This is a genomic window from Oceanicola sp. 22II-s10i (assembly GCF_002210105.1).
Classification (GTDB): domain Bacteria; phylum Pseudomonadota; class Alphaproteobacteria; order Rhodobacterales; family Rhodobacteraceae; genus Pseudooceanicola.
In genome coordinates, this window is the sequence record NZ_AQQU01000021.1 from 21,090 (window position 1) to 35,598 (window position 14,509).

A 14,509-nucleotide genomic window follows, 5' to 3' on the forward strand; every position below is an offset into this window, starting at 1 on the left:
GCACTTCATGGCAGTTGGCGCTGGAAGGCGACCCTCTCGATCGCTACTCTGGCCCGGAAAATCACAATCAACCCGAAGAGCCCTCATGGCCTTCTTCGACGACATGGGGCCGAAAAGTCGAAATGGCAGTCAAGAAATCAGATCTTTATTCCTCGCTCTGGGCATCATGCGACGAGCTCCGCGGCGGAATGGATGCGAGTCAATACAAAGACTATGTCCTGTTCATGCTGTTTATCAAATATGTCTCTGACAAATATGGGGACAGCAATGATCTCGAGCCACCAATCATCATTCCGAAGGGCGCGAGCTTCAGTGACATGGCGGCCCTTACGGGAAATCCGAATATTGGGGATCTGATCAATACGCAGGTGATTCAGCCGCTCGTTGATGCCAACGAGATGCTGGCGCGAACGGATTTTCCCGACTTCAACGATCCGAACAAACTTGGTGAAGGCAATGACCGTGTTGACCGGCTTGGTCGTCTGATTTCCATTTTCTCGAGCCCGGATCTGAATTTCGCGAAGAACCGAGCGGACCATGACGATATTCTGGGCGACGCCTATGAATACCTCATGCGCCATTTCGCGACCGAAAGCGGCAAGAGCAAGGGGCAGTTCTACACCCCGTCGGAGGTCAGCCGGATCATCGCCAAGGTGATCGGTATCTCGCCGAAGAACACCGTTGCTGGAACCACCGCATATGACCCCACATGCGGATCGGGCTCTCTGCTCCTCAAGGTTGCGGCCGAGGCGGGCAAGCGAATCACGCTCGAAGGCCAGGAAAAGGACGTGACCACCGCCGGTCTCGCCCGCATGAACATGATCCTGCACGACTTCCCGACGGCAAAGATCGTGGCGGGCAACACCCTGACGACCCCCAAGTTCCTCGAGGGGGAGCGCCTGCGGACATACGACTACGTCGTCGCCAATCCGCCGTTCTCGGACAAGGCATGGAGCACCGGCTTCAGCTATGACGAAAAGGGCGCCATTACGGACAAGCATAAGCGGTTCGAATGGGGCGCTCCGCCCAAGAAACAGGGCGATTACGCCTATCTGCTGCACATCATCCGCACCATGAAAAGCAGCGGCAAGGCCGCCTGCATTCTTCCCCATGGCGTGCTGTTCCGTGGCAATGCCGAGGCCGACCTGCGCGAGGCGCTGATCAAGTCCGGCTACCTCAAGGCGATCATCGGTCTGCCGCCAAACCTGTTCTTTGGCACGGGCATACCGGCTTGCATCGTCGTTCTCGGCAAGGAAAATGCCACCGCCCGGCGGGGGATCTTCATGATCGACGCGTCCAAGGGGTTCCGCAAGGACGGAGCCAAGAACCGCCTGCGCGAGCAGGACATCCACCGCATCGTCGACACCTACCGCAAGGGCGCGGACGCGCCGGGCTATGCCCGCATGGTGCCCTTTGACGAAATCGCCGACCCGCGCAACGCGTTCAACCTCAACCTGGCGCGCTACATCGACACCTCGGAGCCCGAGGATATCCACGACATCGACGCGCATCTGCAGGGCGGCATCCCGAAACGGGACATCGACGCGCTGCAAGGCTGGTGGAAGGTCATGCCGTCTCTGCGCGGAGAGCTCTTCGAAGATCTCCGGCCAGGATACCTCTCACTGACCCGCCCGATCGCCGAGGTGAAGGCGGGCATCGAGGAGCATGAGGAATTCCGTACCTTCACCGCCGCAGCCGCAGGAACCTTCGCCGCTTGGCGTGGCAGGGCCGATACGGCCTGCCGGGCTTTCGCGCCCGGTGACCAGCCGAAGGAAATGATCGAAACCATTTCCGAGGACCTGCTCGAGGCCTTCCGCAAGGTGCCTCTGGTCGACCCTTATGACGTGTACCAGCACCTGATGGACTACTGGGCCGAGGCGCTGCAGGACGATTCCTATGTCATCGCCGCCACCGGATGGGTCGCAGGCGCCCAGCCGCGCGAGATCGTCAAGCGCAAGAATAAGGACGGCAAGCTCGCCTGGCCCGAGCCCGGCGATTACGTCATCGGGCGGCGGCGGTTCACCTCGGACCTGATCCCGGCCCGCCTGATGGTGGCGCGGTTCTTCGCGGCGGAGCAGGGCGAGATCGATGCCTTCGACGTGCGGATCGCGGAACTGGAGCAGGACCTTGCCGAGAAGCTCGAAGAAGGCATGGGCGAAGAGGGTCTGCTGGCCGAGGTGATCGAGGGCGAAGGTGACAAGCAGAAGATCACAGCGCAGGCGCTGAAGGCCCGGCTGAAGGAAATCGGCCGCGATCCGGACCTCGTTGACGAACGGCAGGCGCTCGAAGCCTACCAGAGAGTGATGATCGCGCTCGACGCCACGAAGAAAAAGCGCAAGGCGGCTAACGATGCCCTATGGAAAAAGGTGCACGACCGCTATGGCACGCTGACCGAGGATGAGGCCAAGATGCTGGTGGTCGCGGACAAGTGGCTCGACACGATCGAGGCCCGCGTAACCGATGAGGTGGCGCATATGGCGCAAGCCCTGTCCACGCGGGTCAAGGGGCTGGCCGAACGCTATGCCATGCCGCTGCCCAAACTGGAGGAAGAGGGCGATGTGCTGGCCGCCCGTGTCGCAACCCATCTGAAGGCGATTAGGGCCGCATGGAACTGAGGCCAGGCTACAAGCACACGGAGATTGGCACGATCCCAGAGGACTGGGAGGCGGTGCCTTTGGGCGATCTGTTCACCTTCAAGAACGGCTTGAACAAGGCGAAGAAGTATTTCGGCTATGGCACGCCCATCGTGAACTACATGGATGTGTTCCGGCAGCCGGGTTTGCGGTTGGACAGGGTCGAGGGTCGGGTCGACGTATCCAAGTCTGAGTTGGAAGCATTCGAGGTACGCAAGGGCGACGTCTTCTTTACCCGCACGTCCGAAACCGTCGAGGAGATCGGCGTTGCTGCGGCGATGCTCGATGCGGCGACGGACACCGTGTTCAGCGGGTTCGTTCTGCGCGCACGACCCACGGGCGACAGGCTTGACGATCTGTTCAAGGCCTACTGCTTTTCGCCACGGTACTTTCGGCGACAAGTCGTTGCGCGGGCGACCTACACGACGCGGGCATTGACCAATGGTCGTTCGCTATCAGCTGCTATCCTGGCGGTCCCGCCGGTGGCGGAGCAGCGGGCAATTGCGGAAGCGCTTTCAGACGCCGACGCAGAAATTAAGAACATTGGCGAGTTGATCTTCAAGAAGCGCGCCCTTCGGACCGGTGCACTGCAACGTCTGCTAACTGGCAAGACCCGTCTACCAGGTTTTTCGGAACCCTGGATACCGAAGCGCCTCGGGGATCACGTTTCATTCTTGAAGAATGGCGTGCACTCCCGAGCGCAGCTCACCGCCAATGATCCGGTGCGTTACCTTCACTATGGTGATATTCACGTCTCTCAGAGTCTGAGCCTCGACCTTCAAGTAGCCGACATGCCCCGGCTGCCAGAGACAGATGCTGCACGCCTGTCGCGCCTCGAGACTGGCGACACTGTATTCGTGGATGCCTCAGAAGATCTTTCCGGAGTAGGGAAGTCGCTTGAGATTGCGGGCGCCGATGGCATCGAAGCCGTGGCAGGACAGCACACTATTGCGGCCCGTTTTGACAAGGACGTGCTTGCGGACGGGTTCAAGGGCTACTTGCAGCACATCCCGGCGTTCACCACGCATCTCCGCAGGCTGGCCGCTGGCACAAAGGTCTACGCCACCAACCGCAAACATATTGCCAGCGCGGAAATCCTTCTGCCGGAACTAGAAGAGCAGAAGGCCATCGTCCGCGTCCTTTCTGACATGGATGCCGAAATCACCGCGCTTGAGGCCCGTCTCGAGAAGACCCGAGCGCTCAAGCAGGGAATGATGCAGGCCTTGCTGACCGGCCGCGTACGCCTGCGGGTTGAGGGCGAGCCGCTGGATGTGTTGGAGGTGGCGCATGCCTGAACGTCCCCGCAGCGAACGCGTCACGCAGGACCGCCTTGCGGCCCGCATCACCACGCCGGAGGACGAGGGCGGTCTCGGCTACCGGAACCTTGGCGACTGGTCGGGCCGCCCGAACAACCGTTGTGTCGAGCCCGATCTGCTGCGCGCCAACCTCTCCGCCCGCGGCTATTCCGATGACGAGATCAATGCCGCCCTGACGCGCCTGATGCAGGCGATCGAGGTGACCGGCACCACGCTCTATCAGGCCAACCTCCGCACCTATACACTGCTGCGCTATAGCGTTGACGTGCAGACCTCGGTCGCCGCCCCGCACAAGACGGTGCACCTGATAGACTGGGAGAACCCCGCCGCCAACGACTTCGCCCTCGCCGAGGAAGTGACGCTAAAGGGCGGGCATGAACGGCGCCCCGATCTGGTCGTCTACCTCAACGGTCTCGCCGTCGCGGTGATCGAACTGAAACGCTCCTCGGTCGAGATCGGCGACGGCATCCGGCAGTTGATTTCCAACCAGGACGAGATTTTCAACGCCCCGTTCTTCGCCACCGCGCAGCTTCTGCTGGCAGGAAGCGATGCACAGGGCCTGCGCTACGGCACGGTCGGCACGCCTGAAACGCTGTTCGTCGAATGGCGCGACGAGGAGCCGCCGACTGGCGATCTGGTGGCCGGTGCGCTTCTCGACCGCCCCGTTGCACAAATGCTGCGCAAGGACCGGCTGCTCGACCTGATCCGGAACTTCGTGATCTTCGACGCAGGCATCAAGAAGGTTCCCCGGCAACACCAATTCGTGGGCGTGAAGCTGGCGCAGGAGCGGCTGGCCAAGCGCGAGGGCGGCGTCATCTGGCACACCCAGGGGTCTGGCAAGAGCATCCTGATGGTGCTCCTGGCCAAATGGATTCTCGAACGCGAGCCGGATGCCCGTGTGCTGGTCATCACCGACCGCGACGAGCTCGACAAGCAGATCGAGGGCGTGATGCGCAACGCGGGCGTCGTTGGCGCCGATGCGCCATCGCCTCGGGTGACGCGCCGCGACGAGTTCGTGAGCTGGCTGGGCGCGCCGTCGCCCCGACTGATCTGCGCGCTGATCCACAAGTTCGACACGACGGAGCTTAAGGGGCCGCCCCCGCGCGTCACCGGCCGCTTCTACGTTTTCGTGGACGAGTGCCACCGCACCCAGGGCGGCGACATGAACAAGCAGATGAAGCGCTGGCTCGAGGGCGCGATCTTCATTGGCTTTACGGGCACCCCGTTGCTGCGCAAGGACCGCGAGACCACGCGTGAGGTCTTCGGCACCTACATCCACACCTACAAGTTTCAGGAAGCGGTCCGGGATAAGGTCGTGCTCGACCTGAAATACGAGGCGCGCGACGTGCCGCAGCGCATGACGAGCCCGGCAGCAATCGACGCTTGGTTCGAGAAGAAGACCAAGAACCTCAACAACTTCCAGAAGGCAGTACTGCGGAAACGCTGGGCCAACATGGAGGAGCTGCTCAGCGCGACAGAACGGAAACGCCGGATCGTCGCGGAGATCGTGCAGGACTTCGATCTGAAGCCGCGGCTGAGCGACGACCGAGGCACCGCAATCCTGGTAGCCTCCTCGATCCCCGACGCCTGCGAATTCTATCGCGAATTCCAGAGCACCCGGCTCGGGCCGCATGTGGGAATCGTCACGTCGTTCGAGCCGAACCACAATGCGATCTCGAGGGAGCCCGCCAACAGCGACGAGCGGTACAAGTACGACACCTACACGAAATTCGTGCTGAAGGGCGGCCAGAGCACGACAGCCTATGAGACCGAGGTCAAGCGGCGCTTCATCGAAGAACCCGCGAACATGAAGCTGCTGATCGTGGTGTCCAAGCTGCTCACCGGCTTCGACGCGCCGAGTTGCAGTTACATCTACCTCGACGACAAGCTGCGGGACCACACGTTGTTCCAGGCGATCTGTCGGACCAACCGGCTCGATGGCGACGACAAGGATTACGGCCACATCGTCGACTTCAAGGAGCTGTTCGGCGACGTCCAGCACGCGATCGCGGTCTACAGCTCGGATGAGCTGGATGTTGATGAAGGGAGCGGCGGAGAAAACAACGTCGAGATCAAGAATTGGCTCGAGGAAGGTAAGGCGCGCCTGGACGCGGCGCGGGAAGCGCTTCACTACCTGTGTGCGCCAGTGGCACCTCCGAGGGAGATCGAGCAGTTCTTGCGATACTTCTGTGGCGATGCCGGAGACCCGAACGCCTTGAACGAGACTGAGGCACTCAGGGTCTCATTCTACAAGACCGTCGCCTCCTTTGTCCGCGCTTATGCAGCGATTGCGCAGAATCTAGATGAAGCCGGGTATACCCCGTCTGAGCAGACGGACATCCAGCGGGAAATTGACTTCTACACCGACCTCCGCGCCGCAATAAAAAGGCACTCGGGAGAAGAACTCGACATCAAGCCGTATGAAGCGGACATGCGGCACCTGCTGAACACCTATATTCAAGCGGACCCAGCGCAGACGCTTGGTGCACTGTCGAACGTTTCGCTAACGCAAGCCATCATCGAAACTGGCATCCACGACGCCATTGCCAAACAACTCAACGAGAAGGGCAAGCTGTCAAAGAAGGCTGTCGCAGAGGGCATCATAAACAATATCCGAAAGACTATTATTCGTGATCAGCTCACGGACCCGCGCTTCTACGATGAGATGTCCAAACTCCTTGAGGATTTGATCAAACAGAGCCGCGATAGTGCGGAAGCCTACGAGGCGTTTCTGAAAAAAGCGGAAGAGCTGGTTCGAAAGCTGGCGGCGCGCGAAGCAGGTCCAGACTTGCCAGCCGGGCTCCACGGAAATCGTGAGGCTACGGTAGTGTTCAACAACCTCCAAAGTCTGCCTGCTGACAAGTTCACCTGTCCTGCCGATGAGGAACAAAGGGCGGAGCTCGCCCTTGAAATCGACCGGGCCATCCGCGAACACGCCCCTGCCGGCTGGAAGGGTGACCCAGTTCGCGAGCGGGAGGTCAAGAACGTGCTCTTCCCGCTCTTCAACCGAGATCGAGATGCAACCCTCGCGATGTTCGAGATCATCAAGAACCAACAGGGGTATTGATGGGAGAGTCCATCGAAATTGGAGACATCACAATCAGCGTGACCCGGAAGGACGTCAAGAACGTCCACCTGTCGGTCCACCCGCCGGACGGACGCGTCACGCTTGTAACCCCTACTTCGACCAGGATCGACGTTGCGCGCGCATACGCGATCACAAGAATTGGATGGATCCGGCAGCAGCAAGAGCAGCTACGCTCGCAGGCGAGGGAAGCCCCACGTTCATTCGTCGGTCGCGAGACCCACTACCTTTGGGGACGACGCCATCTTCTCCGTGTGACGGAGCTCGACGCCAAGCCTGAGGTAAAACTAGACCACCGCACGATCCATCTCCAGGTCCGCCCCGGAACTTCCCGCGACGGACGCGCCAAGGTGATTCACGCTTGGCATCTGAAGCTACTTCATGGCGCAGTCCCACCCATCATCGACAAATGGGAAAGCCGCATCGGCGTTAAGGTCCACCGCTACTTCTTGCAGCGGATGACAACCAAGTGGGGAAGCTGCAACTCGAAGGCAGGCACTATTCGGTTGAACACTGAACTCGTGAAGAAACCGCGCGACTTGCTGGAGTATGTAATCGTTCACGAGATGGTCCATATTTCCGAGCCGACGCACAGCGCCCGGTTCTTTGCTCTGCTTTCTGAGCATTATCCGAGTTGGCCTGAAGCCCGGCGGGAGCTGAACGAATTACCCGTTCCTCAGCTTACCGGGAGCTGAGGCGACGACGGTCCCCCTGGAGCTGGCACCGGTTCGATTTATGACCCTTCTCGCGAAAGGCACCAAGATCGAAGTGCCGAACTGCGGCTGTAAAGTATCCCTTTCTATCCATGCACTTACAGGCTTTGCACCGAAATTGCGCGGTCGAGAGGTCCGGAGAATATTGGCCCTGAGAGACGGGTTCCGGGCCACCTGGCGTCGGCACCGGTGGTCAGCCCCGCCCGCATAACCCTCGAAAACAACGAGAAAATCCGGCCGCAGCCGGATCGGGAGAACGCTTTCGCGAGGGCAAGTGGCGGAGAGACAGGGATTCGAACCCTGGAGACGGTTTCCCGCCTACACACTTTCCAGGCGTGCGCCTTCGACCACTCGGCCACCTCTCCGGTCCGGCCTAATTACGAAAGCGCTCCCGGTTCCGCAAGGGGTCATTTGCCCGATCTTCCGGCCTCGGGAACACGGGCAAACAGCCCGCATTCCCGCGCACCATGCAACGTTGCGGCCACGGCGCGCAGGTCGCTGTAGCCGCCTGTCAGGCGGGGATCAGGCGCAGCGTCGTGCCGCAGACCACGACGTCGCTGCCCGACACGGGCAGACCGCGACGCGCGGCCATCGCGATGCCACGGGCCGGGTCCTCGACCACCACGTCCAGCGCCGACAGCCCCGGCCCCCGGTCGTCGCCCGGCGGGACGAAGCGCAGGGTGAAGTTGGCCAGCCGGACCTCCGGCACGTCGCCTTCGGATACCGCAACCCCGAGAACCCGGCCCCAAAGGGCCGCCAGCCCGGCCGGATCGTCCGACTGCAGCTCGGCCGCCGTCATGGCCAGCGCGGCGCCCTTGGGCTCGTCCTGCCACCCCGTGCCGCCCGCGGGCATCCAGCGCCCGGTGACGTCGCATTCGGTGTCCCAGTCGGCCTCGAGAAAGGCGGCCTTCAGGTCGCCCGGATGCAGTTGCATGATGTTCCAGTCGCCGCGATCCGAGACATGGGCCTCGCGCACCCCCGCCGCCTTGGCGCGGGCCCGCAGGGCGGTCTGCTCCTCCAGGCTCTCGCACTGGCAGATCACCATGTAGCCGCCATCGCCGCCCCGCCGGTCAATATAGCGGCCCGCGGCGGTGCCATCCTGCACCGGTGCCACGACCTCCAGGAACTGGGTCCCGATGGTCAGCAGCGTGTTTTCCAGCCCGTACTTGCCGACGCCCGGATCAATGTGACCGCCCTCGACCCCGAGGACGGCCCTGAGATCATCCATGACCGGGGCAAGCTCCCCGGCCACGAGACATATCTGTCTGAGATGAATGGCCATCGGCTCAGCGGTTCTTCCACTGAGGCTTGCGCTTCTCGACAAAGGCGTTCACGCCCTCGTGGAAATCCTCGGTGTTGCGCAGTTCGGTGCTGACGTAGCGCGAGTAGTGCAGCGAGATACGCAGGTTCTCGAGGTCCTCCATCGCGTTCAGGACGCGCTTGGTCGCCTTGATCGACGAGGGCGAGACGCTGATCAGCTCCTGCGCCTTGGCCATCGCGCGGTCCATCAGGTCGGCCGGGCTGCAGACCTCGTTGACGAAGCCGAACTCCTTGCCCTCGGCGGCGGTCACGGAACGACCGGTCAGCATCATCTCGACCGCGCGCTTGCGGCCGATCTGGCGCGACAGGCGCTGGACGCCACCGGCGGCGGCGAACAGGCCGACCTTGACCTCGGGCAGTGCGAACTTCGCCGTATCGGCGGCGATGATGATGTCGCAGCTCAGCGCGGTTTCAAAGCCGCCGCCCATGGCAAAGCCGTTCACGGCGGCCACGATCGGCTTTTCCAGGTCATACCGCATCGACAGGCCGGCGAAACCGGACGGCGGGGGCGTGCCCTTGCCGCCCTGCGCGGTGTATTTCAGGTCGTTCCCGGCCGAGAATGCCTTGTCCCCTGCCCCGGTCAGGATCGCGCACCACAGGTCCTGATCCTTCGCGTAGTCGTCCCAGACCTCGGCCAGTTCGCAATGCGCCGGTGCATGTAGCGCGTTGTAGAGCTCGGGCCGGTTCATCGTGACCTTCAGGATCGGGCCGTCCCGTTCCACCGTGCAATATTCATATGCCATCTTGCTTAGTTCCTCCCTGTCCATCGGACACTTGCCTGCCGGATGGTAGGCGGGGATTCGGAGGGGAGCAAGCAGAGCCTGTGCCATTGCACGGACAGGTTTCGTTCACGGGATGTGCCGGTTTTCGCGGCAGCGCAGAAACAGTCTGAGCCCGTGAACACCTCTATCCGGGGACCGGCACCAATCCGCCTTCTTTCAGCCACATTCCCTTGTTGCCATGTCCGGAGACAGGCAGAAAACAGCGAGGTCGACCATGCCCGTTCCCAAGCCACAGACCCCGGCCCAGCCGGTCAAGACACCGAAACCGCCGCGCCCCGCCCCCTACGCATTCCGGGACTGGGCCGCGATCTGATCCTCCGTCCTCACTCGGGGACGTAGGTCAGCCGGATCACATCCGCGCCGAACCGGTCACTGCCGGTAAGCCTCAGCCGGGGCCGCGCCTCCCGGAAGAAGGGCGTGCCGCCGCCCAGAACGACCGGGTGCAGATACAGCCGGTATTCGTCGACCAGCCCGAGCGCGGCGACATGCTGCGCGATCACCGTGCCGGCCACCTGTATGTAACCGGTCTCCGCCGCCTTCAGCTCCCGGATCGCCGTGTCGACAACGCCGCCGATCAGCTTCGCGTTCGGGCCGACGGCCTCCAGTGTCCGCGAGACCACCCATTTCGGCTTTTCCCGCCAGGCGACGCCAAAGGCGCGCAGATCCGGCGACCAGGCGGGATCCTCCTCGTCCCAGAATTGCATCAGCTCGTACATGCGCCGCCCGTAGAGGCTGCCGCTCATCTCGCGCGCATGGTCGATCCAGTGCCGGAACAGCACCTCGTCCGGAGAGAAGCGGTCATGATCGACGTATCCGTCCAGCGAGACATTCGCGGCGACGATGAACCTGGCCATATCGGACCCCCTCACTTACGTTGTATTCAACGTAGCGCAGAAGCCCTCTCCCGGCCAGCACCCCGTACCGGTCAACGAAAAAAGCCGCCCCAAGGGGAGCGGCCTTTCCGAAATCACTGCCCTGTCAGGCTCAGCCGACCAGCTCGAGACCCGAGAAGAAATAGGCGATCTCCTGCGCGGCGGTTTCCGGCGCGTCCGACCCGTGGACCGAGTTCTCGCCAACCGATTCCGCGAATTCGGCGCGGATGGTGCCGGGGGCTGCGTCCTTGGGGTTGGTGGCGCCCATCACTTCGCGGTTCTTCGCGATCGCGCCTTCGCCTTCCAGCACCTGCACAACGACCGGTTCGGAGGCCATGAATTCGCACAGCTCGTCATAGAACGGGCGCGCGGCGTGCACTTCGTAGAACTTGCCGGCCTGTGCCTTGCTCAGATGGATGCGCTTCTGCGCGACGATCCGCAGGCCCGCGTCCTCGAACTTGGCGTTGATCTTGCCGGTCAGGTTGCGGCGGGTCGCGTCGGGCTTGATGATGGAAAGCGTGCGTTCGGTGGCCATGTCTCGTCCTCGTTCATGACGGGGACGCGCCTGCGTCCCCTGAAATCCGCCGCCCGCCTAGCATGACCCCCCGAGTTTGAAAAGCCGCAAGATCGGCGCGGGTCCACCTGCTTCATTTGGCCGGACAAACTCCGGGGGAGTCGCGGCCCACCGGGCCGCGGCGGGGGCAGAGCCCCCTGCTTTGCCGTTGTTTGCAGTTTTCTCCGGCGCCCGGTCAGGAAGTGCATACTGATCCCGCAGGGCCAGTGCTGCAAGGGTTTCAGCACACGAGATGTGCGGGCGCGATGCTGTCGAGTTCTGGCGCGAGGAGCGCGGCGAAGTCGGTTTCCAGCTTGATCGAGAGGCCATGCTCAGCCTGAGCAACGGGTAGCAGAACGATGCGCTCGATGATTTGGCGCAGGAACTGGTTTGCCTGGTCGACGAGATCAGGATCCCCGAGGAGCTGCTCCATCCGTTCGATGGCGCTCTCGAAGAGAACGGCCGGGTCCGGCATCACGGCGGCCGCAGTCTCTGCCTTCGCACGGAGTCTATGCAGCGCCTGCTCCAGGTCGGCGATCTCGGCTTCTACTTCTTCCGAGCGTGCCCTGTAGAGCGCGAAGGGCGCTCCGTCCTCGATGGCGTCGAGAATGGCCTTCCGGGCGCTCTCCGCCTTGCCGAGCCGCTGCTGCAGCCTGACGATGTCCCGGCGCGGGTCCGAAGCCTCGATCTTGCGACGCTCCGTTTCGAGGGCTGCCGAGAAGGCCTCGAGCATCTCCGGCGAACGGAAGGCATCGCGGATGCGGCCAAAGACACGCCTTTCGATGCGCTTCTGCGAGATGCTGACCCGGTTCTCGCAGGCATGCTTTCGCGACTCGTTGCAGCGGAAGCTGGTGGCGCTGACCTTGACGTAGTTCGCGCCACAGCACCCGCAGACCATCAGCCCCGACAGCAGGTATCGATTGCGACGCGCGGCCTCGGGGTTCGCGCCGCCGGGCTTGTCGGCCACGCGTTTCGCGGCGCGGGTGATCTGGGACCGGCTCCGTTCCCAGAGATCGTCGGAGATGATGCGCAGACCGGGGATCTCCTGTTCGCGCTTTTCCAGCGGGGTCACCTCGGTGCGCTTCACGCCGGTCTTCGGATGGTAGTGCCGCGTCGTGGCACAGGTCACCGCGCGGCCGAGATAGAGCGTGTTGTGCAGGATACCGTAGCCCCGTGCGGCGTGGCCGCGGATGGTTGATGAATCCCAGGTGCCACCCTTCGGCGCGGGCACACCCTCGGCGTTCAGCGCCCGGGCGATGGTCACGGCGGACAGCCCCTCGGCGGTGTCCTCGAAAATTCGGCGTATGACCACGGCCTCGTCCGGGTTGATCCGGCGGTTCGGTTCGCCCGGTGCCGCATCTTCCACGATGTCGTAGCCGTAGGCCGAGGAATGCGTCCTGTTGCGGGACAGCGCGCCCTGCATGCCGCGCTTGGTATGAACGCCGATCATCTCGGAGAACATCTGCGCGCCGTAGCCCTGCAGCAGGACCGTCACGAAGCTCTGCGGCCCCTCGGTGACGGAATAGAGCTGGATGCCCTGGAACTTGAACAGGTCCCAGGCCTCGAGCGTATGAGTGAGGTTGCGGCTGAGCCGATCCACTGCCTCGATCACGATCGTATCGAAGGCCCCGGCTTCAGCATCCGCCAGAAGCTTCAGGAAGCCCGGGCGGTCCTTGTTCCGTCCGGTCATGGCGTGGTCCGTGTAGACCTCGACCAGTTCGTAGCCCTGGCGTTCGCAGTGGTCGCGCGACATCCGGAGCTGATCCTCGATCGAGGTGTCTTCCTGCTGGGTGGAACTGTAGCGCGCATAGATGGCGGCCCGGCGGCCGCCTGCAACGGGACGGATCACTGCTGCACCTCCTTGCGCGGAGCACGGTCCGTGTTTGCTGCCGCGCGGGATTGCGCGCGAAGTTCGGCCCGGGCAAGCAGGACCGCAAGCGACTTGAACGCTATCTGCACGTCGGTCGTGCCTCCGGGAACGTCGTTGGCTGCGACGAGGCGACGGGTCTCGGTGGTCATGAGAGTTCTCCTTCCGAGGTTGCGGGATGAGCAACTGGGCTCAGACAGGAAGGGGGATGATTGCGGTCCACACGGAAACGCTGGCCCGGCTTTTCGGCGCAGGTTTCCGAGAGGCACAGCTTACCCCACTGTAATTTCGAGAAGAAAAGCGGACGCGCCGGCCGGGCAGCAGCAGGAGTCGCCGGCGCGTCCTGACGCGGGTGTTCTGGGCCCGCGTGTTCCGAATTATGAAGTCATGCGCATCGCTTCGATCGCACGCTCGGCGTGCATCAGGTCATGCACGGCAAGAAGCGTCTCGTGCAGGTCGTAGAGGAACATCAGCGCGCGACCGAGTTCATCTGCCTCCAGCGTGCGGCGCTGCGCTGTCCAGTATGCCGGTGTGACGTTGCACTCGTCGGTATCGACATACTCGACGGTTGTCGTCCCCTCCTGCACCAGCCGCGCGATACGATCGGTGAGCACGTCGATCTCGACGAGGGTCTCCTCGTCGAAAATGCGTCGACGTTCGATGCGCTCGAGAAGTCGTTCCGGGCCGGACCGTTCGAGAGGCTTGAGATTGTGCAGCACATCCTCCCGAATGGCGGTTGCGACATCGCGGGATTTCGCGAAGGCCGAAGCGGCCAGGGCGTCGATGTTGTCGTAGGTGATCGGCAGCAGGTCAGTCATGTGCATGTCCTTTGTTTTTCTGGCTGGCGGCGTGAAGGGCGCGGTTCCGCTCGAGGAAATCGCGCTCTTCTTGCTGCCAGCGGCGCTGCTCCTCCCGGCGTTCACGGCGCATCTCCCGGGCGATGTCCGCTTCGGCCTGAATGCGGGCGCGGACGTCGTTCATGCGCTCGCGGAGGTCGTCATCCAGGAACCCGATGATCGGCGATGCAGTGCCTTCTGCAGGCTCGAAACCGCTGTGATCGAGCCCGACCGTGATCCGTCGAAGGCCGACGAAACGTGTCGGTCGATCGAGCCCGGCCGTTTCCATGCCCGACTTGGTTGCAGCGATGATGTTGTAGCCTCGGTTCGCGCGCGTCCGAGAAGAGGTGCCATAGGCGATTGATGCGGTGCGACGGCCCAGACGTTCCTGCACGTCGAGAACGAGGCAGGGGCGCAGCTTCGGCGTGGCCGCCTCGTCGCCGTCATCGGGAGCTTCGGCCACCGGGAAGCGGAAGAGTGTCCGTCGTCAGAGTTTTTCGGACTTCTGGGGCCGTTTTGTAACGAAGGCTCT

General features: G+C 62.8%; 12 protein-coding genes and 1 tRNA gene. 4 read left to right on the forward strand and 9 right to left on the reverse strand.

Annotated features, from left to right (window positions below; genetic code table 11):
- The first annotated feature begins 14 nt into the window (after positions 1-14).
- The 4 genes from ATO6_RS23670 to ATO6_RS23685 are packed head-to-tail and all read left to right on the forward strand — an operon-like array spanning position 15 to position 7,729.
- Entirely contained in the window at positions 15-2,615 is a 2,601-nt protein-coding gene (locus ATO6_RS23670) for a class I SAM-dependent DNA methyltransferase (RefSeq protein ID WP_254919262.1), read from the forward strand.
- Positions 2,606-3,928 (forward strand): restriction endonuclease subunit S, encoded by a 1,323-nt coding sequence (locus ATO6_RS23675; RefSeq protein ID WP_088626415.1) that lies wholly within the window; start codon positions 2,606-2,608, stop codon positions 3,926-3,928. The genes ATO6_RS23670 and ATO6_RS23675 overlap by 10 nt, the downstream gene beginning before the upstream one ends.
- The gene (locus tag ATO6_RS23680) at positions 3,921-7,016 is read left to right on the forward strand and encodes a type I restriction endonuclease subunit R (protein ID WP_088626416.1); all 3,096 of its coding nucleotides are present in this window, start codon (positions 3,921-3,923) and stop codon (positions 7,014-7,016) included. Before ATO6_RS23675 ends, ATO6_RS23680 begins: the two co-directional genes overlap by 8 nt.
- A complete protein-coding gene (locus ATO6_RS23685; protein ID WP_088626417.1) occupies positions 7,016-7,729 on the forward strand; it encodes a M48 family metallopeptidase in 714 nt (237 codons plus the stop codon). The genes ATO6_RS23680 and ATO6_RS23685 overlap by 1 nt, the downstream gene beginning before the upstream one ends.
- A 293-nt stretch (positions 7,730-8,022) precedes the next feature.
- On the opposite strand, the gene ATO6_RS23690 is transcribed toward ATO6_RS23685, so the two are convergent.
- The 9 genes from ATO6_RS23690 to ATO6_RS23725 form a co-directional block, all read right to left on the reverse strand.
- Positions 8,023-8,112 (reverse strand) — tRNA-Ser (locus tag ATO6_RS23690).
- Positions 8,113-8,258: 146 nt separating this feature from the next.
- Positions 8,259-9,029 carry a VOC family protein gene (locus ATO6_RS23695; RefSeq protein ID WP_088626418.1) on the reverse strand — a complete coding sequence of 257 codons (771 nt, stop codon included), beginning with the start codon at positions 9,027-9,029 and terminating at the stop codon, positions 8,259-8,261.
- A gap of 4 nt (positions 9,030-9,033) precedes the next feature.
- On the reverse strand, positions 9,034-9,810 hold the full coding sequence (locus tag ATO6_RS23700) for an enoyl-CoA hydratase-related protein (protein ID WP_088626419.1): 777 nt from the start codon (positions 9,808-9,810) through the stop codon (positions 9,034-9,036).
- Positions 9,811-10,172: 362 nt separating this feature from the next.
- Positions 10,173-10,703 carry a dihydrofolate reductase family protein gene (locus tag ATO6_RS23705; protein WP_088626420.1) on the reverse strand — a complete coding sequence of 177 codons (531 nt, stop codon included), beginning with the start codon at positions 10,701-10,703 and terminating at the stop codon, positions 10,173-10,175.
- 130 nt (positions 10,704-10,833) lie between these two features.
- A complete protein-coding gene (gene ndk / locus ATO6_RS23710; protein ID WP_088626421.1) occupies positions 10,834-11,256 on the reverse strand; it encodes a nucleoside-diphosphate kinase in 423 nt (140 codons plus the stop codon).
- Positions 11,257-11,515: 259 nt separating this feature from the next.
- Complete coding sequence (locus ATO6_RS23715; RefSeq protein WP_176441080.1) at positions 11,516-13,123, reverse strand: recombinase family protein; 1,608 nt, start codon at positions 13,121-13,123, stop codon at positions 11,516-11,518.
- The gene (locus tag ATO6_RS25250; RefSeq protein ID WP_176441081.1) at positions 13,120-13,293 is read right to left on the reverse strand and encodes a hypothetical protein; all 174 of its coding nucleotides are present in this window, start codon (positions 13,291-13,293) and stop codon (positions 13,120-13,122) included. The genes ATO6_RS23715 and ATO6_RS25250 overlap by 4 nt, the downstream gene beginning before the upstream one ends.
- Before the next feature lie 225 nt (positions 13,294-13,518).
- Positions 13,519-13,959, reverse strand: a complete 441-nt coding sequence (locus tag ATO6_RS23720) for a hypothetical protein (protein WP_088626423.1) — start codon at positions 13,957-13,959, stop codon at positions 13,519-13,521.
- Complete coding sequence (locus ATO6_RS23725) at positions 13,952-14,440, reverse strand: hypothetical protein (protein WP_088626424.1); 489 nt, start codon at positions 14,438-14,440, stop codon at positions 13,952-13,954. Before ATO6_RS23725 ends, ATO6_RS23720 begins: the two co-directional genes overlap by 8 nt.
- Positions 14,441-14,509 lie beyond the last annotated feature (69 nt).